Here is a 22696-nt window from a genome sequence, read left to right on the forward strand (position 1 = left end):
CTTTCCACTCACGACGGCTGGGCGAGCTGGTCCAGTGCGGTGCGGATGGAGCCGGCGTCGGCGTAGTCCTGTTCCGGCAGCGAGCACAGATGGCCGAGCATGTCGTCGTCGGCGCCGCGCGCCGCCGCGTGCTTGATGAGCTTGCCGCGGTCACAGGGATATTCCAGGCCGTCGATGGCCCGTTCCAGTGCTTTCGGGTCGGCGTAGGTCATTTCGCATCCCTCGAATCGTCAGTGACGTCAGTGACGTCAGTGACGTCTGTGGGTGTCACGCCACTTCCTTGGCGAGCTTGGCGTTCAGCGCCACCCTGACCAGTGCGGCGGCGAATACCGCCAGATCGTCGTCGTCGACCAGCCCGACGAGGCGATCCGGGTCGCCGGGCAGGCCGATCCGTTCGGCGCCCTGGAGGGCCTTCTTGTCCAGGTGGGGACGGAGTTCGGGCCAGACCTGCTGCGCCTCGCGGCAGAAGATGTCCGCGCCGACCGGCCCGAGCCGCGGCACCTCGGTCAGCAGCTCCCGCAGCGCATCGGGATCGCGCTCCGCCCACGACCACATCTTGCGCAGGTCACCGGAATACCGCTCGCGGAGCAGTTCCGCGCCCTTGCCGAGCGCGGTCGCGGTCTGCTCGTCGTACCGCTTGTAGTGCGCCCGGCCCAGCGCGTCCACGCGTTCCTGCCAGCCGGACTCCGCCATCCCGCGCGGGGTGCCGAGCCCGGCCTGGTGCAGCTCGCGTGCCGCGTCCACCGCGATGTCGGCCTTGATCCGGGTGGACAGCAGCACCGACAGCACCAGCAGCCGGTACAGCGGTGCGGGCTTGTCGGTCAGCCTGATCCCGGCTTCCGCGGCGAAGGTCCGGCCCGCCGTGTTCAGCAGGCGCCGGACGATGTCCTTCTCGCTCATGGGCTCCGGCTACCCGCGATGGTCCCAGCTCATGCATGGCGTTCCGGCGAACTTCCCGGGCACGAGCCCGGTTCGAGGTGTGCGCGGCCACGAACGGGGTACCCGCAGCCATGCGTCTCGGAGTGCTGGACATCGGATCGAACTCCGCGCAGTTGCAGGTTGTCGACGTGGTGCCCGGGGCGCCGCCGCTGCCCGCACACGCGGTGAAGAAGCCGACCTTGTTGGGGGAGGAGATCCTGCCGGACGGCTCGCTGAGCAAGGCCGGTACGGAACGGGTCGCCGACGCGGTGGGCCGTGCGGTGACCGCCGCCGGCCGGCACCAGGTGGACCAGCTGTACCCGTTCGTCACCGCCGCCGTGCGGGACGCGACCAACCGCGACGAGGTCATCGACCGGATCGAGGCGGTGTCCGGGGTCCGGCCGCAGTTCCTCACCGGAGAGCAGGAGGCACGGCTGACCTACCTCGCCGCGCACCGCTGGTACGGCTGGTCGGCGGGCAGGCTGCTGCTGATCGACATCGGTGGCGGGTCGATGGAGCTGGTACTCGGCCGGGACGCGGAACCGGAGCTGGCGATCTCGCTGCCGCTGGGCGCCGGCCGGCTCACCCGTGCCTTCCTGGCCGGTGATCCGCCCACCCGCGGCCAGCTCAAGGCACTTCGCCGGCATGTGCGGGAGACCCTGTGCGAGGTCGCCGACCGGCTCCGGTGGGAGGGCGTGCCGCGCCGCTCGGTGGGCACGTCGAAGACCTTCAAGCAGCTGGCGCGGCTGGGCGGCGCGCCGCCGCAGCGCAAGGGCCCGTTCGTCCGGCGGACGCTCCGCCATCGCGAGCTGCACCGGTGGGCGTCCCGGCTGTGCCAGATGCCGGCGAGCGAGCGGGCCGGGTTGCGCGGGGTGTCGCGCTCGCGGGCGAGGCAGATCGCCGCGGGCGCCATGGTCGCCGACGCGACGATGTCCACATTGGACGTCAAGTCGCTGGAGATCTGCCCGTGGGCTTTGCGGGAGGGCATCATGCTCCGCCATCTCGAAGCGATAGCGGAGCCGGCGGGCCTGCCGTTGCAGCCGTTGACCCGGGCGGGTGCGGAGCCGGACCGGGCGCCGGACCGGACGGAGTCCCCGATCGCCCCGGTGGCGCCGTTCACGCCGAGGCTGGAGCGGCAGGCTACCTGATCTGCCGCTTTTCGCCCTAGTGCAGGGGAAGTTCGTCGGCGAGCCCGGTCAACCGCAGTACCCGGCGCACCTGCTCGTTCTCGCCGAGTTCGATGCGCAGCTCGGTGCCGCGTGCCCTGGCATGAAGATCGGTCTCCAGGAGCAGGCTCATCCCGGCCGAAGCCAGGAACGTGAGGTCGCCGAGGTCTAGTACGAGTAGGCCGCTGGCGCTTCGCAGCCGCTGCCGGATCAGTTCACGCAGGCGCGGCACCGTGGTCAGGTCGAGCTCGCCGCTCAGCGCGACCACCACGGTCCCGTCCGCGGCCCGGCGCACGTCGGTCCGCAGCAGTTCATTGCCGGTGCGGCGCGTTTGCCGCCGCGGGAAGGGCAGCTTCGGCGGGGAGGTGGGCTGGGAGTCGTGTACAGGCAGGTCGGTCATGCGAACCCTCCGTAGGACATCGTCCGGGGGCCGCGCCGCACGCGACACCCGGGGGACAGGGCGGCACATGGGCTGAACCGATGTCCCGACCCTAACACCGCCGCCTGGCTGTGGCCAGCAGCCGGACCACCTCCTTGTCGGTGGTCTGGCGGAAGTCCCGGTACCACTGGCCGACGGCGGTGAAGCGGTCCGGTTTGGACACGCAGACCACCTCGTCCGCCTCACCGCGCAACGCCTCCGCCGCGTCGGGGGCGCAGACCGGCGCCGCGAACACGACCCGGCGGGGACGCGCTTCGCGGATCGAACGCACCGCGGCGGTCGCGGTGACGCCGGTGGCGAGCCCGTCGTCCACCACGAGCACGTCCCGGTCCTCCAACGCGGGAGGTTCGACGCCGTCGCGGTAGAGCCGCACCCGGCGGCGGGCCTCCTCCCACTCCTGGCGGCAGGTCTCCGCCAGCTCGTCCGGGGTGAGGCCGAGCACGGCCAGGTTTCTCCGGTCGTACCAAGGTGGTCCGGTCGGCGTGACGGCGCCAACGCCGAATTCGGGGTGCCCGGGAGCGCCGATCTTCCGCACCACCGCGACGTCCAGCGGTGCGCCCAGCCCGGCCGCCACGGGCTCCGCCACCGGTACCCCGCCGCGGGCCAGGCCGAGTACCACGGGCTGGTGCCATTCGTGCCGGCTCAGCGCACCGGACAGCCGCCGCCCGGCTTCCGCGCGGTCGGCGAAGGTGGGGCCTGCGGTCGGCCCATTCCGCAACATCGGTTTCTCCTTCCTGCCCTGGTTGCCGGCGACCTCCGGATACCCGCACGGGCGAACCGTTAACCGGCCGGGTTTGGCCGTGGCCGCGCCGGTGCGGCACAGTCGTACCGAGGGCGGACGGCGTGTGCGGACGCGTACCGGGGCCGGGAAGGGGTATTCACGATGCAGTGGCAAGGCGGAGGCGGGTGGGTGTGATGGTGCCGGTGGACTTCCATGGGCTGGCCGTCGTGTCGCCGGACACGGCACCGGTGGTCCTGCTGCGCGAGGCCGCCGGCGAGCGGCGCTGGCTGCTCATCTCGATCGGCGCCCCCGAAGCCGAGGCGCTGCTGGCGGCCAAGGAGGCGGTGGTGAACCCGCGGCCGGGCACGATCGAACTGATCGGGCAGGTGATCGGTACTTTCGGCCGGCAGGTGGCGGGGGTGGAGGTGACCGCGCTGCGCGAGGGCATCTTCCACGCCGACCTGGTGCTGGACAACGACGTCCGGATCTCGGCGCGGCCCAGCGACGCCCTCGCCATCGGGATCAGGGCGGGCGTCCCGATGCGGGTGGTGGAGTCGGTGCTGGACGAGGCGGGCGTGGAGCTGGCGGTGCTCGACGCGGAGGGCCAGTCCGGCACCGGGGAGCCCCCGGACCTGGCCGGCCTGGCGAACCGGGAACAGGAGATCGAGCAGTTCCGCGAGCTGCTCGAAGGGGTGGACCCGGACGACTTCCGCGACACCGGCGGGAACTGAGCCCCGCTGCTCGCCCGGCGGAGCGCGACGGCGTTTGCGGCCGAAGCGGGTGGGTACCCGGTGCCGTGATGGATCATGCGCGCGTGCCGGTGATCGAAGCCATCCGGCGTTACCGGGAGCTGGATCACCTCACATTTCTCCCACCAGGACACAAGCAGGGACGCGGAGTGGACCCCCGGCTGGCCGAAGTGGTCGGGCGGGACGTGTTCGCCTCCGACATCATCCTGCTGAACGGGCTGGACGACCGCGCGATGAACCACGGCGTGCTGGCCGAGGCCGAGGAGCTGATGGCCGACGCGGTGGGCGCGGACCGGGCCTTCTTCTCCACCTGCGGCAGTTCGCTGTCGGTCAAGAGCGCGATGCTCTCGGTCGCCGGGCCAGGGGAGAAGCTGCTGGTCTCCCGCAACGCGCACAAGTCGGTGGTGGCCGGGCTGATCATCAGCGGGGTCGAGCCGGTCTGGGTGCATCCGCGCTGGGACGGCGAGCTGAACCTGGCGCATCCGCCGGGACCGGACGCGGTGCGCGCGTTGTTCGGCGACCATCCGGACGCGAAGGGCATGCTGCTCATCACGCCGACCGACTACGGCGCCTGCGCCGATATCGGCGAGACCGCGGCCATCTGCCACGCCAGCGGCCGTCCGCTGATCGTCGACGAGGCATGGGGCGCGCACCTGCCGTTCCACCGGGACCTGCCGTCATGGGCGATGGACGCCGGCGCCGATCTGTGCGTCACCAGCGTGCACAAAATGGGCGCCGGACTGGAGCAGGGGTCGGTCTACCACCTGCAGGGCGACCGGGTCGAGGCGAAGGTGCTTGCCGCCCGCGCCGATCTGCTCGACACGACGAGCCCGTCTTCGCTGATCTACGCCGGCCTCGACGGCTGGCGGCGCCAGATGGTCGAACACGGCCACGGGCTGCTGTCCGCCGCGATGGACCTGGCCCGCACTACCCGTGCCGAGCTGGACGGCATCGCGGGGGTGCGGGTGATGAGCCGCGATGATCTGGTCGGTGCCGGCCTCGCCGACGACCAGGACCCGCTGAAGATCATCATCGACCTGGCAGGTCTGGACCGGTCCGGCTACGACGCCGCCCGGTGGCTGCGTGCGCATCATCGGATCGACATGGGTCTGTCCGACCATCGCCGGATGGCCGCCCAGCTCACCATCGCGGACGACGAGCACACCGCCGGACGGCTCGTCGGCGCTATCCGGTCACTGGCGGACTGGATAGCCGAGGTACCGGTCGCGAAACCCGTCGACCTGCCCGATCCCGGTGAGCTGGAGCTGGAGCAGGCCATGTCGCCAAGGGATGCCTTTTTCGGGCCCACCGAGGACGTCGATGCCGCGCGAGCGGTTGGCAGGACGGTGGCGGAGACCGCCAGCCCCTACCCGCCCGGTGTGCCCGTGCTGCTGCCGGGAGAGGTCATCACCCGTGCGGCCGTGGACTATCTGCGTTCGGGAGTCGAAGCGGGCATGCTGATCCCGGACGCCGCCGACCCGCGCCTGGACACGATTCGCGTGGTGGCCAGGTAGCGGATCGCCCTGGTTTCCCAGCCAGGGGAGGACGGCGGTTGCGGGTTCGCGGGCGCATGGCAATATTTGCGCGTGAGGCACACCGACGACGAGTTCGACGAGGTCCGGTCCGAGCTGGCACAGCGCCGCCGGCAGCTCGCGTCCCAGCCGGTCATCGAGCAGGCCAAGGGCATGTTGATGCTGCTGCACGACCTGGACGACGAGGGCGCGTTCGCCCTGCTGCGGGAGGTGTCCCAGCTGTCCAACACCAAGCTGCACGAGGTCGCCGCGATCGTGCTGTCCGCCGGCAGCGACAGCCTGCCGGGACCGGGCCGGGACGCTTCGACCGCCGCGGTGCTCGGCACGCTCGAATCCCTCACCCGGCCGGATGGCGTCGAACCCGGCTAACCGCCCGCCCGCGCGGGGGAGAGCCGGTCCGCCCGGCGCGACAGGGCGACCACGCCCAGCGTGGCCACCAGCGCGAAACCGGCCAGCACCAGGCACACCGTGTGCAGCGCGCCGGTGTAGGGCGCGCCGGTCAGCCTGCCGCGGCTGAGCGCCACCAGCATCGCGCCCACCACGGCGATGCCGATCGTCTCGCTGGCCAGCCTGGCGGTGTTGAACATGCCGGCCGCGGTGCCGGACTGCTCCGGGCGGACGCTGCTGATGGCGAGCCCGTCGAGCAGCCCGGTGGACAGCCCGAAGCCGGCGCCGGTGAGCAGCAGCGGCCCGGCCAGCAGCAGGGGCGTGCTCTCCGGGCCGATGGTCACCAGCAGCAGCACGCCGGCCCCGGTGACCGCTACCGAGCCGGCGGTCAGCAGCACCACCGGCAGCCGTCTGGCCAGCGCCGAGCCGACCGAGGGCAGCACCACCGTCGGCGCGGTCAGCAGCAGCAGCCAGCTGCCCGCCTGCCCGGCGTCCAGGCCGACCACCGAGATCAGGTAGGACGGCAGGAACACCAGCAGCGGCACCAGCACGACGACGATGGCGCCGGCGGCAACCGCGGGGCCGAGGAACCGCGGGTTGGCCAGCAGCGCCAGCTCGAACATCGGCTCGGCCCGGCGGCGCTCGACCAGCACGAAGGCCGCCCCGAGCAGCACCACCACGGCGAACCCGCCGACGATGGCCGGGCTGCCGAACCCCAGCTCCGGCCCCTCGGCCAGTGCGAAGATCAAGAGCAGCAGCGCGGAGGTGAACAGGGCCGCACCGGCCCAGTCGATGGTGCGCCCGCCTTCGCCGCGTGCCACCGGCAGCACCGGCACCAGCAGCAGGACCAGTGCGGCCAGCGCGACCGGGGCGGCGAACACGGCCCGCCAGCCGAAGGCGTCCACCAGCAGCCCGCCGATCGTGGGCCCGAACGCGAGCCCGGCCCCGAGCACCGTGCCGAGCAGCCCGAACGCCCGCACCCTGGCCGGGCCGTGGAAGGTCGCGGCCAGGATCGCGGAACCGCCGGTCACCGCGGCGGCCGCACCGATGCCACCGGCCGCCCGCACCAGGTTGAGCAGCAGGATGTTCCCGGCCAAGGCGCTGACCAGGCCGCCGGCGCAGAACAATGCCACGCCGCAGGCGAAGACGCGGCGCCTGCCGAGCACGTCGGCAAGGGAGCCGGTGAAGACGAGGAAGCTCGCGAAGCAGGCGTTGTACCCGTTCACCACCCATTGCGTGGCGGCGAGTCCGGCGCCGAGGTCGGACTGGATGTCCGGTAGTGCCACCGACGCGCCGGTGATCGTCAGCGGGAAGGTCAGCGACGACAGCAGCACGATGCCCAGCACGAATACCCGCTTGATCACGCCCGCACGTTAGCGGCCCACCGGTGGCAGGCCCGAACCCTTTTCCGGCGTTGAGCCGGGTCAGCCGTGTCGCAGGAGGGCGCCGAAGCCGTCGGTGAGCCGCAGCCGCTCGTCGAAACCGGTGATCTCCGCACCGACGGCCAGTGCGGCCAGTGGCACCGCCTCGTCGGCCCGGTGCTCGGCCTCCGCGGTGCCCAGTGCGCTGAGCTCGGTGGCGCTCGCCGCGACCTGGGCGGCCCCGGCGCCGCGGTGCACGGTCTCCGCACCGGGCTCGGTGACCAGCAGGTGCGCCACATTGCCCTCGCGCAGCGCGGTGGTCACGGCGGTCAGCCCCTGCACGGCTAGCCCGGTGTCCCGGCCGGACTCGGCCCGGAACCGCTCGGCCAGCTCATCCAGCGCACCAAGGCGCCAGGTGGTGAGCAGCTCGTCGAGTTCCCGTTCCACCTCGCCTCCGGTCAGTTCGGTGCTCATCCGGCGAGCCTGCTCGGGCAGCGCGTCCCGCAGCTGGGTGCGTGCCTGCACCTCACCGGCCAGCACGATCAGCTGCACGCCGGTGCGGGCCGCCACCTTCGCGACTTCCTCGGCCACGTCCTCGAGGTTGTGCCGGACGGTCTCCTCCACGGCGGACTGGATCCGCCGGTGGGACAGGCCGCCGCCGCGCACCTTGTGCACCGGGTGGTCTTCGCCCTCCACCGCCTCGGCTTCGAGCGGCCGGCCGGCTTCGTCCACCACCGAGATCTCGGCGCCTACCCGGTCGGCGGTCGCGAGCAGGTAGGACGGGCCGCGACGGCCGCCGGTGACCAGCGGCAGCAGGTAGGGCAGGGTGGAAAACCTGGCCACCGGGGCCGCCGGTGGCCAGGTCAGTTCTTGGTCCACGAGCAGCCGGTCCTCCGTGGCCACCAGCGCGCGGGCGCTGCGGCCGACGGGACGCTCCTGGTCGAAGACGCTGTGCTCGAGCCGATCCAGTACGACTTCGCCGGCGCCATGGCCGGCCAGCTCGGTCCGCAGCTCGCGCCACTTGAGCTCCAGCTGCTTCTCGGCGTCGGCGGTGTCGTGCGAGTCCTCGAAGTACACCGACGCGAAGGGGCCGGTTTCCTCGGCCAGTGCGCGCAATTCCTTGGTGTGCACCGTGTCTCCCTCCAAACTCAGCGCTTGCCTGGCAGGAACTCCTGCGCCTTGGTCTTGATGCCCATGGTGATCAGCTGCCAGGCCTTCGGCTCCCCGCGCAGCACCGCCTCGGTCATCGACTTGAGCTGCTCGAAGGTGGCGTGCGGCGGGATCGGCGGCACCTCGGGGTCGCAGCGCACGTCCAGCAGCACCGGATGGTCCGCGGCGAAAGCGCGGTCCCACGCGTCGCCGAGCAGTTCCGGGTCGGTCACCGAAATGCCTTCCAGTCCGGCGTTCTCGGCGAAGGCGGCATAAGAAACCTCGGGCAGCGACTGGGACTCCTCGAACTTCGGCGACCCGCCCATCGCGCGCAGTTCCCAGGTCACCTGGTTCAGATCGCCGTTGTGCAGCACGCAGATCACGCACCGCTGATCGGTCCACAGTGGACAGTATCGAGCGATGGTGAGCAGTTCGGCCATGCCGTTCATCTGCATCGCGCCGTCGCCGACCAGTGCCACCACCGGCCGGTCCGGATGGGCGAACTTGGCGCCGATCGCGTACGGCACCCCGGGGCCCATGGTGGCCAGCGTGCCGGACAGCGAACCGCGCATCCGGCCGCGCATCCGCAGGTTCCTGGCGTACCAGTTTGCGGCCGAGCCGGAGTCGGCGGTGACGATCGCGTCCTGGGGAATCCGCTGGGACAGCTCGTGCACGACCCGCATCGGGTTGACCGGGTCCGCGCTGAGCATCGCCTGCTGCTCCATGGTCTGCCACCAGCTCGTCACGGACCGCCGCAGGTTCTGCTGCCATGACCGGTCGGTTTTGCCTGCCAGCAAGGGGATCAGCGCTTGAAGTGTGCTCTTGGCGTCGCCGAGCAGGTTGACCTCGGTGGGGTAGCGCATGCCGATGAAGCGCGGATCGATGTCGATCTGGACTCCGCGAGCCTGGCCGAATCCGGGCAGGAACTGGGCATAGGGCATGTTGGAGCCGACGATGAGCAGGGTGTCGCAGTCGCGCATCAGCTCGTAGGTCGGCCGGGTGCCGAGCAGGCCGATGGAACCGGTCACGTACGGCAGGTCGTCCGGCAGCACGTCCTTGCCCAGCAGCGCTTTCGCCACCCCGGCGCCGGTCAGCTCGGCGACCTTGCGCACCTCGGTCACCGCGTTCCGCGCACCCTGCCCGATCAGCATCGCCACCTTCTGCCCGGAGTTCAGCACCTCGGCCGCCTTGGCGAGCTGCTCGGACGGGGGCAGCACACTGGCGCGTGGCAGGTCCGGCGGACTGGACGGCACGTGCTTGAACTCGTGCCGCGGCGGGCTGTACGGCTCCTCCTGCAGGTCCGCGGGGATGATCAGGGCGGTCGGCGCCCGGTGTGCCAGCGCGGTGCGCATCGCCCGGTCGAGTGCGTTCGGCAGCTGCTCGGCCACGTTCACCTCGACCAGGTACTCGCTGGCCACATCCTTGAACAGGGACTGCAGGTCGATCTCCTGCTGATAGCTGCCGCCCATCGCGGTGCGGGCGGTCTGCCCGACGATCGCGACCACCGGCACGTGGTCCAGCTTCGCGTCGTAGAGCCCGTTCAGCAGGTGGATGCCGCCCGGTCCCGAGGTGGCAAGGCAGACCCCGGCCTCGCCGCTGAACTTGGCGTAGCCGACCGCCTGGAACGCGGCCATCTCCTCGTGCCGCGCCTGCACGAAACGCGGCTCGTTGCCGGCTTTCGCGAAGGCGGCGACCAGTCCGTTGATGCCGTCGCCCGGATAGCCGAACACCTGCGGCACCTGCCAGTCGCGCAGGCGTTGCAGTAGGTAGTCCGCGACCGTTTCGCTCATGGGTCTCGGGTACCGCGGAAGATCGATCGCTAAACGGGACCGAGCAGATACCCGGTCAGCACCGAGTGGAACCGTTGTGGCGCCTCCAGCCAGGGCACGTGCCCGGCGTCCGGCAACACCACCCTGGTCACCGCAGGCAGCGCCTGGTGCAGCGAGTCCACCGCCCGGCGGGGCCGGATGTCCTTCGCGCCGTCCACGATCAGCGTCGGTACGGTCAGCCCTCGGCAGGCTTCGACGAGCCGGGGTTCGTGCCAGGTGGCGGTCCGGTCCTCGGCGTTGATGGTGGCGTTGCACTCGTAGTTGATCCCGAACCAGGGCGTGGCCATCCGCTCGGCGTGCCGGCGGGCGCCGGCCGGATCGGCGAAGTCCGCCGACCACTGCAGCACGGCCAGCTCGCGGTCCTCGTCCTCGGTGCGTTCGCGGCCGGACAGCTCAGCGACCCTGGCCAGCTCGGGACCGAGGCGCGCCGCGAGGTTTCGCTCGTACGCGAGATGCCAGTCCCGGCCGAGACCGGTGCCGGACACGTAGACCAGCCTGCGCACCCGGTCCGGGTGCTCCAGCGCGTACCGCAGGGCGAGCTGCGCGCCCCAGGAGTGCCCCAGCACCGCCGGCCGCGCCAGGTGAAAATGCCGCCGCACCGCGTCCAGGTCCCGCAGGGTGCGCTCCAGGGAGTACGGTCCCCGGCGCTCCGAGCGGCCGCAGCCGCGCTGGTCCCAGCGGATCACCCGCATCCGGCCGGCGAGTTCGGCGGCAAGGCCGTCGAACATGTCCCACAGCCCGGGGCCGCCGTGACACAGGATCAGCGGCTCGCCCTCGCCAAGTTCGGCCGCCCAGAGCCGGCAGCCGTCGTCGGCCCGCACCTCGTGGTTCACCCGGCCGAGTATGGCGGGTCCGGGTTTTCGGGTCGCGCAGAAACGGGTAACCCCCGGCCATGAGCGGTACGGTCGCAGCGCGGTTGATCAACGAGCACCTGGTCGGCGGTGAGCCGGTGGCGGGCGGTGAGATCGCCCTGCGGGTGGACCAGACGCTCACCCAGGACGCCACCGGCACGCTGGTCATGCAGGAGCTGGAAGGGCTGCGGCTGGACCGGGCGCACACCGAGGTCAGCGTGCAGTACATCGACCACAACCTGCTGCAGGCCGACGAGCGCAACGCCGAGGACCACGAGTTCCTCCGCTCCGCCTGCCGCCGTTACGGGCTGTGGTTCTCCAAGGCGGGCAACGGCGTCTCCCACCCCACCCACATGCAGCGCTTCGGCATACCCGGCAAGACCATGGTCGGCTCCGACTCGCACACCTGCGCGGCGGGTTCGCTCGGCATGCTGGCGATCGGCGTCGGCGGGCTCGAGGTGGCGATGGCGATCGCGGGGCAGCCGCTGTACCTGCGGATGCCGGAGATCTGGGGCGTCCGGCTGACCGGGCGGCTGCCGGACTGGGTCTCCGCCAAGGACGTGGTGCTGGAGATGCTCCGGCGGCACGGGGTGAAGGGCGGGCTGAACCGGATCATCGAGTACCACGGGCCGGGCCTGGCCGGGCTGACCGCGATGGACCGGCACGTGATCGCGAACATGGGCGCCGAGCTCGGCGCGACCAGCACGGTGTTCCCCGCCGACGACGCGGTGCGCGAGTTCCTGCGCGCCGAAGACCGGGCGGACGACTTCCGCGAGCTGGTGGCGGACGAGCGCGCGAGCTACGACGTCGAGGACGAGATCGACCTCGGCGCGCTGGAACCGCTGATCGCCAAGCCGTCGTCGCCCGGCAACGTGGTGCCGGTGCGCGAGGTGGCCGGGACCGAGGTGAGCCAGGTGGTGATCGGCTCCTCGGCGAACCCCGGCCTGCGCGACTTCGCGATCGCCGCCGAGATGGTGCGCGGCAGGCAGACCGCGGACACGGTGAGCTTCGACGTGAACCCGTCGTCGCGGGAGATCTTCGCCGACCTGACCAAGCTCGGCGCCACCTTCGCGCTGATCTCGGCAGGCGCGCGGATCCACCAGGCGGGCTGCATGGGCTGCATCGGCATGGGCCAGGCGCCAGCCACCGGCCGGAACTCGCTGCGCACCTTCCCGCGGAACTTCCCCGGCCGCTCCGGCACCAGGGAGGACTCGGTCTGGCTGTGCTCCCCGGAGACCGCGGCCGCCGCGGCGCTGACTGGGATGATCACCGACCCGCGCGAGCTGGGACTGTCCTATCCGGACCTGCGGCTGGGCGGGCGTGCCTCGGTGAACACGGACATGTTGGTGCCGCCGCTGGAACCGGCGGACGCGGAGCGGGAGGAACTGGTCAAGGGCCCGAACATCTCGTCGCTGCCGGACTTCCCGGAACTGCCCGACCGAATCGAAGCGCCGGTGCTGCTCAAGCTGGGCGACGACGTGTCCACCGACGAGATCTCCCCGGCCGGTGCCCGCGCGCTGCCGTTCCGCTCGAACGTGCCGAAGCTGTCCCAGTTCACCTTCACCCGGATCGACGAGCAGTACCCGGAGAAGGCAGCCGAGCTGGCCGACGGCTCCGGGCACGTGCTGGTCGCGGGCGAGAACTACGGCCAGGGTTCGTCGCGGGAGCACGCCGCGATCACCCCTCGGTACCTCGGGCTGCGCGCGGTGATCGCCAAGTCGTTCGCCAGGATCCACTGGCAGAACCTGGCCAACTTCGGCGTGCCGGCACTGGAGTTCACCGACCCGGCGGACTACGACCGGATCGAGCGGGGCGACACCCTGAGGCTGTCCGCGCTGCGCGGCGAACTGCCGGGTGGCAGCGGTATCACCGTGCACAACGTCACCAAGGCCGAGGACTACCGCCTGGCGCACCGGCTGTCCGAGCGGCAGGTGGAAGCGGTGCTGGCCGGTGGGCGGATCCCGCTGCTGGCCCGCCGGGCCGGCTGAGCCGGTTTACCCGGCACGGCCGGGGGAACCCGTGGCTGGACCGACTCCGGTGAAGGGAGCCCCATGAAGGCCGTGACCTGGCAAGGAAAACGTGACGTCCGCGTGGACACCGTGGACGACCCGGTGCTCCAGGAACCCACCGACGCGATCGTCCGGGTCACCTCCAGCGGGATCTGCGGTTCGGACCTGCACCTGTACGAGGTGCTCGGTTCGTTCATCGATCCCGGTGACGTGCTCGGGCACGAACCGATGGGCGTGGTCGAAGAGGTCGGTGCCGAGGTGGGTCGCCTCAAGCCGGGCGACCGGGTGGTGGTGCCGTTCAACATCTCCTGCGGGCACTGCTACATGTGCGACCGCGGGCTGCAGTCCCAGTGCGAGACCACTCAGGTCCGCGAGCGCGGCAAGGGCGCCGCGCTGTTCGGCTACACCAAGCTCTACGGCCAGGTTCCCGGCGGTCAGGCCGAATTCCTGCGGGTGCCGCAGGCGCAGTACGGGCCGATCAAGGTGCCGGACGGCCCGCCGGACGACCGGTTCGTCTATCTCTCGGACGTGGTGCCGACGGCCTGGCAGGCCGTCGAGTACGCGAACATCCCGGACGGCGGCAGCGTGGTCGTCTTCGGGCTCGGCCCGATCGGCCAGATGTGCTGCCGGATCGCCCAGCACCGCGGCGCGGGTGCGGTGATCGGGGTCGATCTGGTGGCCGAGCGGCTGATACTGGCTCGGGCGCACGGCGCGACCGCCCTGGACCTCCGCGACCACGACGAGATCGGCGACGCGATCAGGGAGCTGACCGGTGGCCGTGGCGCGGACTCGGTGATCGACGCGGTGGGTATGGAGGCGCACGGTGCGCCCTTCGGCAAGCTCGCACACCAGCTGATGGGCATGCTGCCCGGTCCGGTCGCGGCGAAGCTGACCGAGAAAGCCGGTATCGACCGGCTGAGCGTGATCTACGCGGCGATCGACGCGGTGCGCCGCGGCGGGACCATTTCGCTGAGCGGGGTCTACGGCGGCATGCTCGACCCGCTGCCGATGATGGACCTGTTCGACAAGCAGCTCCAGCTCCGGATGGGGCAGGCGAACGTGCGCCGCTGGATCGACGACATCATGGCGGTGCTCACCGAAGCCGGGGATCCGCTCGGTGTGGAGGGTTTCGCGACCCACCGGCTGCCGCTCGAACAGGCGGCGCACGGCTACGAGATCTTCCAGCAGAAGCGCGATGGCGCGATCAAAGTGCTGCTGCAGCCGAACCGATGAGCGGGGACACCGCGATTTCCGTCCGCCCTGCCGCCGGGATACGGTCGGGATATGGGACCCCGGCCGCCTTTCGCGTGGTGTCACCAGGTGGCGCCTGATGGGTGAGCCGCGGGCGGCCGCGTCCGGAAAGCCTCGGGAGCGGCCCGGCCACCCGGTGCGCGTCCTGCTGGTGGAAGACCACGACATGGTGGCCGAGGCCATCACGCTGGCCTTCGACGCGGTGGAGGACATCGAGATCGTGGCCCGTGCCTGCTCGCTGGAGCAGGCTTTCCGGCAGGTGGCCCGGCACCGCCCGAAGGTGGTGGTGTTGGACCGGCGGCTGCCCGACGGCGACGGCATCCCCGCGATCAGCGAGCTCCGGGAGGCCAGCCCGGACTCCCGCGTGCTGGTGCTGACCGGCGACGCGAACCAGGAAATGGCGGGCAGGGTGCTGGAGTCCGGGGGAGCGGGCCTGCTCGTGAAGTCCGCCGGCCTTGCCGACCTCGCCGCCGCGGTCCGCCGGGTGGCCGGCGGCGAGGCGGTCTTCGGCGGCACCCTGCTGCAGATGCTGGACCGCCTGACCGGCCGTTCCGGCGGCACGGCCGGGCTGACCCCGCGCGAGCACGAACTGCTGGTGCTGCTCGCGGACGGGGTCACCACCACGGAGATCGCCGGGCGGCTGAGCCTCGCCCGCAACACGGTGCGCAACCACGTGCAGCGGATACTGGCGAAACTGGGCGCGCACTCCAAACTCGAAGCCGTCGCCGTGGCCAGGAGGCAAGGGCTGCTCGACTGATGCGTCTGCATCAGGATGACAGAAGCGGGTGCTTCTTGTGCCAGTTCGCCGGTCCAGCTGACCATGCACTTGATGGACGACGTTCTCCGTGCTGAGGCGGCCACCACGCTGCCCGCGGAACTGGGCAGCGACGCTGAAGCGCGCCGGTTCGTCGCGGGCGCGCTGACCGCCTGGGGATGCACCGGCCCGATCGAGGACGCCATGCAGGTCACCTCCGAGCTGGTCGCGAACGTACTCCGGCACACCACCGGCCGTCCCCGGCTGACCGTGCGCACCGTGCACGACGAACGCTCGGCCGGTTCGTCTGTGTCTTCTCTGCCTTTTTTGGGGTACCGGATCCGGATCGAAGTGGCGGACTCCAGCTCGCGGCTTCCGGTGCGCCGGACCGGCGGGCAGCAAGGCGGCTGGGGTCTTCAGCTGGTCGAGCGGCTGGCGGTCGAGTGGGGGGTGCGGCGGCTGGCGCGGGGCAAGGTCGTGTGGTGCGAGCTGGAGGCCGGGCCCGCCGCGAGCTGACCGGCATGCCGGCGCCCGTCGTGCAAGGCTGGGGCGTGAGCAGCTCGGCCAAACCTGATCCCCTTCGGCCGGACGCGCTTTCGGACGCGTCCTTCCGGCTGATGGTGCAGAGCGCGGTGGACTACGCGATCTTCATGCTGGACACCGCCGGCCGGGTGGCGAGCTGGAACATCGGGGCGGAGCGCATCAAGGGCTACCCGGCGACGGAGATCATCGGCCGCCATTTCTCGGTGTTCTACCCACCGGAGGACCTGGCCACCGGCAAACCGGCCTACGAGCTCCGGGAGGCCACGGCCGTAGGGCGGTTCGAGGACGAGGGGTGGCGGCTGCGGCGGGACGGCTCCCGCTTCTGGGCCAACGTGGTGATCACCGCCCTCTTCGACGAGCACGGCGAGCTGCAGGGCTTCGGCAAGGTCACCAGGGACCTCACCGAGCGGGTCAAAGCCAACCACAAGTTGGTCGAGCGCCGCCGGCTGTTCACGCACCTGGTCGAGGCGCACGAGGCGGAACGCCGGCGGATCACCTGGGACGTGCACGACGACGCCATCCAGGCCATGGTCGCGGTGGGCATGCGGCTGCAGCTGCTGGAGGGCAACGCCCCGGTCGGCGGGCTGCGGCAGACCGTGCACCGGCTCGCGGAGACCGTGGACGAGACCACCGTGCGGCTGCGCAACCTGGTCTCCAGGCTGCAGCCGCCGGCACTCGGCGAACGTGGCCTCGCCGACGTGCTGAGCGGACACCTCGCCCAGGTGACGGACGAGGGGAACCTGGATTTCCGGCTGCACGCCGAGCTCCCCGAAGACCTGCCGCCGGAGACCGCGGTGACGATCTACCGGATCATCCAGGAGGCGGTGACCAACGTGCGCAAGCACGCCATGGCGACGACGGTCGACGTGTCGATGCGGGAGCTGGACGGCGGAGTGCTGGTCCGGGTCCAGGACGACGGGGTCGGCCTGCCGGGCGCGGATGGCGTCGGCGAGCTCGGCCACTTCGGCCTGCTCTACATGCGCGAGCGGGCGGAGAGCGCCGGTGGCTGGTGGCAGGCGACCGGTGCCGCCACCGGGACCGTGGTCGAGTTCTGGGTACCCTCGGCGCCCCAGGACGTCGGCACGATCGACGGGAGCGTCTGGTGACGAAGCCGGGCGGTGCCGCGGTGCGGGTGCTCATCGTCGACGACGATCCGATGATCCGGGGCGCGCTGCGCGAGGTGCTGGAGTCCGAGTCCGACATCGAGGTGATCGCGGAAGCGGGTGACGCGGTGGAGGCGGTCTCGCTCGGCGAGCTGCACCTGCCCACGGTCGCGGTGCTCGACGTCCGGATGACCGGTGGTGGCGGCCTGCTGGTGGCCAGGGAGCTCAGCCGCCGTTCGCCGGACACCCGGCTGATGGTGTTCTCCGCCTACGACGACGCGGGCGCCCGGCAGGAGCTGGCGCGAGCGGGCGTGCGCAGCTACCTGATCAAGGGCGTGTCCAACCGCGAGATCGTGGAAACCGTGCGCCGGCTCGGGGCACCCGGTATGCAGTGAGGGTGGACTTCGAAGCGGTCGCGGACGAGCTGTACGCGCTGCCGCGCGCGGAGTTCGTCGCGGCCAGGAACGAACGGCACGCCGAGGCGCGGTCCGCCGGTGCCGCCGGGGTGGCCGCGAAGATCAAGGCGCTGCCCAAGCCGACCAGCGCCGCCTGGCTGGCCAACCAACTCGTCCGTGCCCATCGCGATGAGGTGGCGCGGCTCGTCGAGGTGGGGGAGTCCCTGCGCGAGGCGCACCGGGCGGGCCGGGGACCTTCCCTGCAGGAGCTTTCGAAGGAACGCACCCGGCTGGTCCGGCAGCTGCTCGCCGGCGCCCGTGCGCTGGCAGGTCAGCTCGGCCAGCTCAGCGCCGGCACCGCCGCCGAGCTGGAGGACACGCTGAACGCGGCCGTGGTCGATCCGGACGCGGGCCCGGAACTGCTCGTCGGACGGCTGGGCAGGTCGTTGAGCACGCCCGCCGGCGCCGCCGAGTCCTGGCTGCTGTCAGCGACCAAGCCGACCAAGCCGATTAAACCGACCAAGCCGACCGCGCCCGAGCGACCGGCCCGCTCCGGGCCGGATCGTCCCGCAGCGGACACGGCACGCCGGACGGCCGAGGCCGAACGGGCGAAACGCGCCAAGGAGAAGGCCGAACGCGCCAGAAAGGCCGAGCGCGCGCGGAAGCAGGCCGAAGCCGAACGTGCCGCGAAGAAGACTCTCACCGACGCCGAACGGGCAGCGGCGGAGGCGAAGCGGAAGACCGCCGCGCTGCGCCACGAGCTGCGGGCAGCCGAGCGCGCGCAGACCCGAGCGGAGGACGCGGTCGACCGCGCGGCCCGCGCCCTTCGTTCGGTTCGGTCCTGATGGCCGGGGCGGAACACCCCGGCGCCATCGGGACCCTTGTCACTCCCGGCCGAGGACGATCGTCGGCTCGAGCGCCTCCGGGTCGTACTCGATGGGCTGTTTGGGCACCACAGCGGAATCGGGCTCCGCCGGTCTTGGCGCCGGGATGGTTTCCCGCCGGGTCAGTCCGTCGGTCAACTCGTCGGTGCTCATCGTGGCCGCCTCCTCGATCGCGATACTCCCGAATCCGAGTACCCCGAGACGACCGGTTCAACCCGCGCCTGCGAACCTGGGCGAGGCGGTGAAGCCTCGCCCAGCCCGGCCGAGCGCGTTCCGCGGCAGCGGAGGGACCGGCTCGCCGGGTGGCGTGCAGACTCCGGTCCGGATCGCTCTCGCCGTTGGGAGCGGTAACCGTCGCGTTCGACGCTGAGGCAACCCCTAGACACCTCAGTGACGAAAATGTCCGCGATACATCGGTGGCCGAACTGCCGGTGCCGCGCCTGGCCGTCCGGATGCTTCATTGGAACCGGGACGCGAGCGGAGCAGCGCAAACCGAGTTCAGAATGGCAGGTGTCGGTACCGATGCGGCCGTGTCCGGTCCCACAGCTACGTAAGATGCGTGCTCAGGTGCGCACAGTGGTTTTTCCGGTCCGGATCCGGATCGGCGGAGGGTGAGGATGGCAGTTCGGCAGATGGATGATCCCGGACCGGCACTAGGACCACGCGGGCTGTTCGCGGAGCGGTTCGCGCTGCTCTACGCGGAAGCCGGGGACCCGCCGCTGAAGAAGGTGACGGAGTCGGTGAGCCGGGCCCGCCGGGCGGACGACCGCGGCCGCCCGGTGTCGGTGTCCGCGCAACGGGTCAGCGACTGGCGCCGCGGCCGCAACGTGCCGGCCAAGTTCGTGGCGCTGGCGGTGGTGCTCGAAGTCCTGATCGGGGAGGCGCGCAAACTCCGGCCGGAGCCGTTCGTCGACGATCTCTACGACCTGGACGCCTGGCGCGCGCTGTGGGAGGCGGCGCTGGCCAGTCCGGTCGGCACCGAACAGTCCGACGAGGACCCAGTCGCCGGCACGGCCGCCCCCCGGCCGTCCGGTCCGGACGAGACCGGAGTGTGCCCGTACCGGGGGCTGGCGCCGTTCGGGGAAGAGGACTCCGGTTGGTTCTTCGGCCGGGAGCGCAGTACGTCGGCCCTGCTGACCCGGCTCGACGGCACGCTCGCGACCGGCGGCATCGTGATGCTGGTCGGCGCTTCCGGGGCGGGGAAGTCCTCGCTGTTCCGGGCCGGGCTGGTGCCCGCGCTCGGTTCTGGCGCGCTGGCCGACGGCGCCTCCGCCGGCTGGCCGGTGGTGCTGATGACCCCTCGGTCGGACCCGCTCAAGGAACTGCTGCACTGGGTGCCGGGGCTGCAGGAGTCGCTGGAGCTCGCCGCCGACGAGCCGGAGGCTTTCGCCGCCGGGGTGCGCGCGGCGGCGACCGCGCACGCCGAGCGGCACGGCGCGCCCGGTGCCCGGCTGGTGCTCGTGGTGGACCAGTTCGAGGAGGCGTTCAGCCCGGACCGCGACGAGGACCGGCTGCGCCAGTTCGTCCAGCTGCTGCAACTGCTCTGCACCCCGGCCGCACCCGGCGAGGCGCCGTCCGCGCTGGTCGTGCTCGGGGTGCGCGCGGACTTCTACGGCAGCTGCCTGTCCTATCCGGAGCTGGCCGAAGCCCTGCAGGACAGGCAGTCGGTGCTCGGCGCGATGACCGCCACCGAGTTGCGGACCGCCGTCGCGTCCCCGGCGAAGGCGGTCGGGCTGCAGCTCGAGCCGGGCCTGGTCGACCTGATGCTGCGTGATCTCGGGGTCACCGGCGGCCGGATGGGCCGGGGCGGGCGCGAAGCGTACGACGCCGGGGCGCTGCCCCTGCTTTCGCACGCCCTGCTCGTCACCTGGCAGCGACGGCAGGCCGGCAAGCTGACCACGGCCGGCTACCGCGCGGCCGGCGGTATCCACGGCGCGGTCGCGGCCACCGCCGAACGGGCATGGGCGGACCTGGACCAGGCCGGGCAGGCGGCGGCAAGGCTGGTGCTGCTCCGGCTGGTGCGGGTTGGCAAGGACAGTCAGGACACCCGCCGCCGGTCCACCCGCGACGAGCTGGTGGAGCAGGCGCCCAACAGCGCCGCCGCGCAGGACGCGCTGGAGGTGCTTGCCAGGGCCCGGCTGGTCACCATGGACGCCGGCTCGGTGGAGATCACGCACGAGGCGCTGCTGCAGGCGTGGCCGCGGTTGCGCGCGTGGATCGACCAGGACCGGGCCGGCAACCTGTTCCGGCAGCGGCTCGAAGAGGACTCCGAGGTCTGGGACAACCAGGGCCGGGACGCGTCGCTGCTCTACCGCGGTTCGCGGCTGGCGAGCGCCCGGCACTGGGCTGGCACCGCCACGGCCGCGCTCACCGGCGTCGCACGGGAGTTCCTGGCCACTTCGGCCCGGCACCGCCGTCGGCTCGCCTGGTTCACCCGCGCCGCGGTGGCGCTGGTGGTGGTGTGCGCGCTGACCGCGGCCGTTGCCGCCACGATCGCGCTGCGGCAGCGCAACGACGCGGTGTTCGGCCAGGTGGTCGCCGAGGCGGATCGTTGGCAGGACAAGGACCCTTCGATGTCCGCGCAGCTGAACCTGGTCGCGCACCGGCTGCGGCCGGACAACCTGGACGTGCAGGCCAAGATCCTGTCCGCACAGGACGTTCCGCTGGCCACCGTGCTGACCGGGCATACCGCGGCGGTGTACCTGACCACCTTCAGCCGCAGCGGCAACCTGCTCGCCACCGCCAGCTACGACCGCACGGTGCGGTTGTGGGACACGCGGGACAAGGCCAACCCGAAGCCGGTCGGCGAACCGCTGACCGGGCATCAGGGCTGGGTCAGCTCGGCGGTGTTCAGCGCGGACGGCCGGACGCTCGCGTCGGCGGGCGACGACCACACGATCCGGTTGTGGGACATCACCAACCCTTCGGGGCCGCGCCCGATCGGCGGGCCGCTGAGCGGTCAGGACGGCACCATCTACCTGCTCGCGTTCAGTCCGGACGGGCGGACGCTGGCCACCGCGACCGAGAACCGCACGGTGCGCCTGTGGGACGTGCGCGACATGTCGAACGTGGTGCCGATCGGCCAGCCGATCGGCGGGGCCACCGGTCCGGTCCGGACGCTCGCCTTCAGCCCGGACTCGCGGGTGCTGGCCGCTGGCGGGGACGACGGCACCATCCGGCTCTCCGACATGCGCGACCCGGCCGCGCCGGTGCCGCTCGGTGAGCTGACCGGGCACCGCGGCACCGTGCACTCGGTCGCCTTCAGCCCGGACGGGAAGACGCTGGCCAGCGGTGGCGACGACCTTTCGGTGCGGCTGTGGGACCTGAGCGACCCGGCCGCGGCGGCACCGCTCGGCCTGCCGCTTACCGGGCACCTCGATCCGGTGTGGTCGGTCAAGTTCAGCCCGGACGGCGGGCTGCTCGCGTCCGGCAGCACGGACGGCACCGCCCGGCTGTGGAACCTGTCCGACCGCAGCGCGGCCGTCCCGTACGGCTCGCCGCTGGCGGGCACCAACAGCGAGATCTTCGCGGTGGACTTCAGCTCGGACGGGCGCACCCTGTCCACCGGCAGCAACGACGGGCAGGTCCGGCTCTGGTCGCTGCCGTCGCGGGCGCTGACCGGGCACACCGGCAGGCTGCGCTGGATCAGTTCGACCAAGGACGGGCAGATGGCCGCGACCGCCGGTGAGGACCGCACGGTGCGGTTCTGGAACCTGTCCAACCCGGCGAAGCCGATGCGGCTCGGTGCGCTGGAGACCGGGCATTCCGCGTATGTGAACAGTGCCGTGTTCAGCCCGGACGGGCGGGTACTGGCCACCGTCGGCGGGGACCGGTCGGTGCGACTGTGGGACATCTCGGACACCTTCAACGTCAAGCCGATCGGCGAGCCGCTGACCGTGCGGAAGCGGTACTCCGCCGCGCTGGCCTTTTCCCCGGACGGCCGCAGGCTGGTCACCAACGACGACGACCAGAGCCTGCTGCTCTGGGATGTCAGCGACCCGGCCGCGCCCAAGCGGCTCGGCGCGCCGCTGACCGGGCACTCCGGCTACATCGAGGCGATCTCCTTCAACACCGACGGCAGCCTGATGGCCACCGCCAGCAGCGACCAGACCGTGCGCCTGTGGAACACCTCGGACCCGGCCAAGGCCGGCCCGGTCGGTGAGCCGCTGCGGCAGGGCGCGGGAGCGGTCCGGCACGCGCAGATCAGCCCGGACGGGCGCACCCTGGTCACCTCGAACGAGGACCGCACGGTGCGGTTGTGGGACATCTCCGAGCCGGCGCGGCCGATGCCGCTCGGCGTGCCGCTGATCGGGCACGAGAAGGCGGTGGCGCGCACGGTGTTCAGCACCGACGGCAGCAGGATCGCGTCGACGGCCGAGGACGACACCATCCGGGTGTGGGACGTGCGCGATCCGTCCGCGCCGGTGCCGGTGACCGCCGCGCTCGGCGGGCGGACCGCCTCGTCCGGCTCGGTGACCTTCGGGCCGAGGCCGGACGTGCTGGCGTCGGTCGGTTCCGACAGCGCGATGCGGGTTTGGGATCTGGGACTGGACCCGGCGGTGGACCGGATTTGCGCCAGCACCAAGGGAATACTCGGATCGGACCAGTGGCGGCTGCGACTTCCGCAGCTAACTTACGACCCGCCCTGCTAGTAG

At 71.7% G+C, this 22696-nt stretch carries 21 protein-coding genes; 12 read left to right on the top strand and 9 right to left on the bottom strand.

The genetic code is table 11. From position 1 onward, the window contains the following. Positions 1-8: 8 nt before the first annotated feature. Both AMYNI_RS0135375 and AMYNI_RS0135380 read right to left on the bottom strand, forming a co-directional pair. Positions 9-212 carry a DUF2795 domain-containing protein gene (locus tag AMYNI_RS0135375; protein ID WP_020672844.1) on the bottom strand — a complete coding sequence of 68 codons (204 nt, stop codon included), beginning with the start codon at positions 210-212 and terminating at the stop codon, positions 9-11. 55 nt (positions 213-267) lie between these two features. Continuing rightward, a complete protein-coding gene (locus AMYNI_RS0135380) occupies positions 268-900 on the bottom strand; it encodes a hypothetical protein (RefSeq protein ID WP_020672845.1) in 633 nt (210 codons plus the stop codon). Positions 901-1010: 110 nt separating this feature from the next. Here AMYNI_RS0135380 and AMYNI_RS46085 point away from each other — a divergent pair, with 110 nt between their 5' ends. Then, on the top strand, positions 1011-2066 hold the full coding sequence (locus AMYNI_RS46085) for a Ppx/GppA family phosphatase (RefSeq protein WP_084628544.1): 1056 nt from the start codon (positions 1011-1013) through the stop codon (positions 2064-2066). Positions 2067-2082: 16 nt separating this feature from the next. Here the strand turns inward: AMYNI_RS46085 and AMYNI_RS46090 are convergent, their stop codons facing one another. Together AMYNI_RS46090 and AMYNI_RS0135395 are read right to left on the bottom strand one after the other, a co-directional pair. Further along, positions 2083-2484: an STAS domain-containing protein gene (locus tag AMYNI_RS46090; protein ID WP_020672847.1), complete on the bottom strand. Its 402-nt coding sequence runs from the start codon at positions 2482-2484 to the stop codon at positions 2083-2085. A gap of 91 nt (positions 2485-2575) precedes the next feature. Next, positions 2576-3244 (bottom strand): phosphoribosyltransferase, encoded by a 669-nt coding sequence (locus AMYNI_RS0135395; RefSeq protein ID WP_020672848.1) that lies wholly within the window; start codon positions 3242-3244, stop codon positions 2576-2578. A 194-nt stretch (positions 3245-3438) separates the two neighbouring features. Between AMYNI_RS0135395 and AMYNI_RS0135400 the strand changes: the two genes are divergently transcribed. The 3 genes from AMYNI_RS0135400 to AMYNI_RS46095 all read left to right on the top strand — a co-directional run bounded on the left by AMYNI_RS0135400 (position 3439) and on the right by AMYNI_RS46095 (position 5894). After that, positions 3439-3975, top strand: coding sequence for a bifunctional nuclease family protein (locus tag AMYNI_RS0135400; RefSeq protein ID WP_026361340.1), 537 nt, complete (start codon positions 3439-3441; stop codon positions 3973-3975). Between the two features lie 68 nt (positions 3976-4043). Continuing rightward, entirely contained in the window at positions 4044-5507 is a 1464-nt protein-coding gene (locus AMYNI_RS0135405; protein ID WP_026361341.1) for an aminotransferase class I/II-fold pyridoxal phosphate-dependent enzyme, read from the top strand. A gap of 72 nt (positions 5508-5579) precedes the next feature. Continuing rightward, positions 5580-5894, top strand: coding sequence for an ANTAR domain-containing protein (locus AMYNI_RS46095; protein ID WP_020672851.1), 315 nt, complete (start codon positions 5580-5582; stop codon positions 5892-5894). Here AMYNI_RS46095 and AMYNI_RS0135415 read toward each other — a convergent pair. The 4 genes from AMYNI_RS0135415 to AMYNI_RS0135430 are packed head-to-tail and all read right to left on the bottom strand — an operon-like array spanning position 5891 to position 11084. Next, a complete protein-coding gene (locus AMYNI_RS0135415) occupies positions 5891-7276 on the bottom strand; it encodes an MFS transporter (protein WP_020672852.1) in 1386 nt (461 codons plus the stop codon). The two genes, AMYNI_RS46095 and AMYNI_RS0135415, sit on opposite strands and share 4 nt — an antisense overlap. Positions 7277-7336: 60 nt before the next feature. Continuing rightward, a complete protein-coding gene (locus AMYNI_RS0135420; protein ID WP_020672853.1) occupies positions 7337-8404 on the bottom strand; it encodes an Rv2629 family ribosome hibernation factor in 1068 nt (355 codons plus the stop codon). Positions 8405-8421: 17 nt separating this feature from the next. Next, entirely contained in the window at positions 8422-10212 is a 1791-nt protein-coding gene (locus AMYNI_RS0135425) for a thiamine pyrophosphate-requiring protein (protein ID WP_020672854.1), read from the bottom strand. Between the two features lie 29 nt (positions 10213-10241). Beyond that, positions 10242-11084 carry an alpha/beta fold hydrolase gene (locus tag AMYNI_RS0135430; protein WP_020672855.1) on the bottom strand — a complete coding sequence of 281 codons (843 nt, stop codon included), beginning with the start codon at positions 11082-11084 and terminating at the stop codon, positions 10242-10244. Between the two features lie 59 nt (positions 11085-11143). Between AMYNI_RS0135430 and AMYNI_RS0135435 the strand changes: the two genes are divergently transcribed. The 7 genes from AMYNI_RS0135435 to AMYNI_RS46105 all read left to right on the top strand — a co-directional run bounded on the left by AMYNI_RS0135435 (position 11144) and on the right by AMYNI_RS46105 (position 18002). Next, positions 11144-13090, top strand: coding sequence for an aconitate hydratase (locus AMYNI_RS0135435; RefSeq protein ID WP_020672856.1), 1947 nt, complete (start codon positions 11144-11146; stop codon positions 13088-13090). 63 nt (positions 13091-13153) lie between these two features. Further along, complete coding sequence (locus AMYNI_RS0135440; RefSeq protein ID WP_026361342.1) at positions 13154-14344, top strand: zinc-dependent alcohol dehydrogenase; 1191 nt, start codon at positions 13154-13156, stop codon at positions 14342-14344. 97 nt (positions 14345-14441) lie between these two features. Next, on the top strand, positions 14442-15119 hold the full coding sequence (locus AMYNI_RS0135445; RefSeq protein WP_020672858.1) for a response regulator transcription factor: 678 nt from the start codon (positions 14442-14444) through the stop codon (positions 15117-15119). Positions 15120-15191: 72 nt separating this feature from the next. Next, positions 15192-15632, top strand: coding sequence for an ATP-binding protein (locus AMYNI_RS0135450; RefSeq protein WP_040407666.1), 441 nt, complete (start codon positions 15192-15194; stop codon positions 15630-15632). Further along, positions 15599-16765 (top strand): PAS domain-containing sensor histidine kinase, encoded by a 1167-nt coding sequence (locus AMYNI_RS46100; RefSeq protein WP_245574085.1) that lies wholly within the window; start codon positions 15599-15601, stop codon positions 16763-16765. Before AMYNI_RS0135450 ends, AMYNI_RS46100 begins: the two co-directional genes overlap by 34 nt. Beyond that, positions 16762-17157, top strand: coding sequence for a response regulator (locus AMYNI_RS0135460; RefSeq protein WP_020672861.1), 396 nt, complete (start codon positions 16762-16764; stop codon positions 17155-17157). Before AMYNI_RS46100 ends, AMYNI_RS0135460 begins: the two co-directional genes overlap by 4 nt. Positions 17158-17159: 2 nt before the next feature. Next, entirely contained in the window at positions 17160-18002 is an 843-nt protein-coding gene (locus AMYNI_RS46105; RefSeq protein WP_040407672.1) for a hypothetical protein, read from the top strand. 39 nt (positions 18003-18041) lie between these two features. Here the strand turns inward: AMYNI_RS46105 and AMYNI_RS49380 are convergent, their stop codons facing one another. After that, positions 18042-18194, bottom strand: coding sequence for a hypothetical protein (locus AMYNI_RS49380; protein ID WP_020672863.1), 153 nt, complete (start codon positions 18192-18194; stop codon positions 18042-18044). A gap of 464 nt (positions 18195-18658) precedes the next feature. On the opposite strand from AMYNI_RS49380, the gene AMYNI_RS0135475 reads away from it, so the two are divergent. Then, on the top strand, positions 18659-22693 hold the full coding sequence (locus AMYNI_RS0135475; protein WP_245574086.1) for an nSTAND1 domain-containing NTPase: 4035 nt from the start codon (positions 18659-18661) through the stop codon (positions 22691-22693). Positions 22694-22696: the final 3 nt, after the last annotated feature.

Origin of the sequence: Amycolatopsis nigrescens CSC17Ta-90 (assembly GCF_000384315.1) — a bacterium.
Classification (GTDB): Bacteria; Actinomycetota; Actinomycetes; order Mycobacteriales; family Pseudonocardiaceae; genus Amycolatopsis; species Amycolatopsis nigrescens.

What these genes read in the sequence shown, in the direction of transcription:
- AMYNI_RS0135450 (WP_040407666.1), top strand. Translation starts at nt 15,192, where the DNA reads ATGGACGACGTTCTCCGTGCTGAGGCGGCCACCACGCTGCCCGCGGAA.
- AMYNI_RS46085 (WP_084628544.1), top strand. Translation starts at nt 1,011, where the DNA reads ATGCGTCTCGGAGTGCTGGACATCGGATCGAACTCCGCGCAGTTGCAG.
- AMYNI_RS0135435 (WP_020672856.1), top strand. Translation starts at nt 11,144, where the DNA reads ATGAGCGGTACGGTCGCAGCGCGGTTGATCAACGAGCACCTGGTCGGC.
- AMYNI_RS0135425 (WP_020672854.1), bottom strand. Translation starts at nt 10,212, where the DNA reads ATGAGCGAAACGGTCGCGGACTACCTACTGCAACGCCTGCGCGACTGG.
- AMYNI_RS0135440 (WP_026361342.1), top strand. Translation starts at nt 13,154, where the DNA reads ATGAAGGCCGTGACCTGGCAAGGAAAACGTGACGTCCGCGTGGACACC.
- AMYNI_RS0135405 (WP_026361341.1), top strand. Translation starts at nt 4,044, where the DNA reads ATGGATCATGCGCGCGTGCCGGTGATCGAAGCCATCCGGCGTTACCGG.
- AMYNI_RS0135475 (WP_245574086.1), top strand. Translation starts at nt 18,659, where the DNA reads ATGGCAGTTCGGCAGATGGATGATCCCGGACCGGCACTAGGACCACGC.
- AMYNI_RS0135400 (WP_026361340.1), top strand. Translation starts at nt 3,439, where the DNA reads ATGGTGCCGGTGGACTTCCATGGGCTGGCCGTCGTGTCGCCGGACACG.
- AMYNI_RS0135380 (WP_020672845.1), bottom strand. Translation starts at nt 900, where the DNA reads ATGAGCGAGAAGGACATCGTCCGGCGCCTGCTGAACACGGCGGGCCGG.
- AMYNI_RS46090 (WP_020672847.1), bottom strand. Translation starts at nt 2,484, where the DNA reads ATGACCGACCTGCCTGTACACGACTCCCAGCCCACCTCCCCGCCGAAG.
- AMYNI_RS0135375 (WP_020672844.1), bottom strand. Translation starts at nt 212, where the DNA reads ATGACCTACGCCGACCCGAAAGCACTGGAACGGGCCATCGACGGCCTG.
- AMYNI_RS0135395 (WP_020672848.1), bottom strand. Translation starts at nt 3,244, where the DNA reads ATGTTGCGGAATGGGCCGACCGCAGGCCCCACCTTCGCCGACCGCGCG.
- AMYNI_RS49380 (WP_020672863.1), bottom strand. Translation starts at nt 18,194, where the DNA reads ATGAGCACCGACGAGTTGACCGACGGACTGACCCGGCGGGAAACCATC.
- AMYNI_RS0135445 (WP_020672858.1), top strand. Translation starts at nt 14,442, where the DNA reads ATGGGTGAGCCGCGGGCGGCCGCGTCCGGAAAGCCTCGGGAGCGGCCC.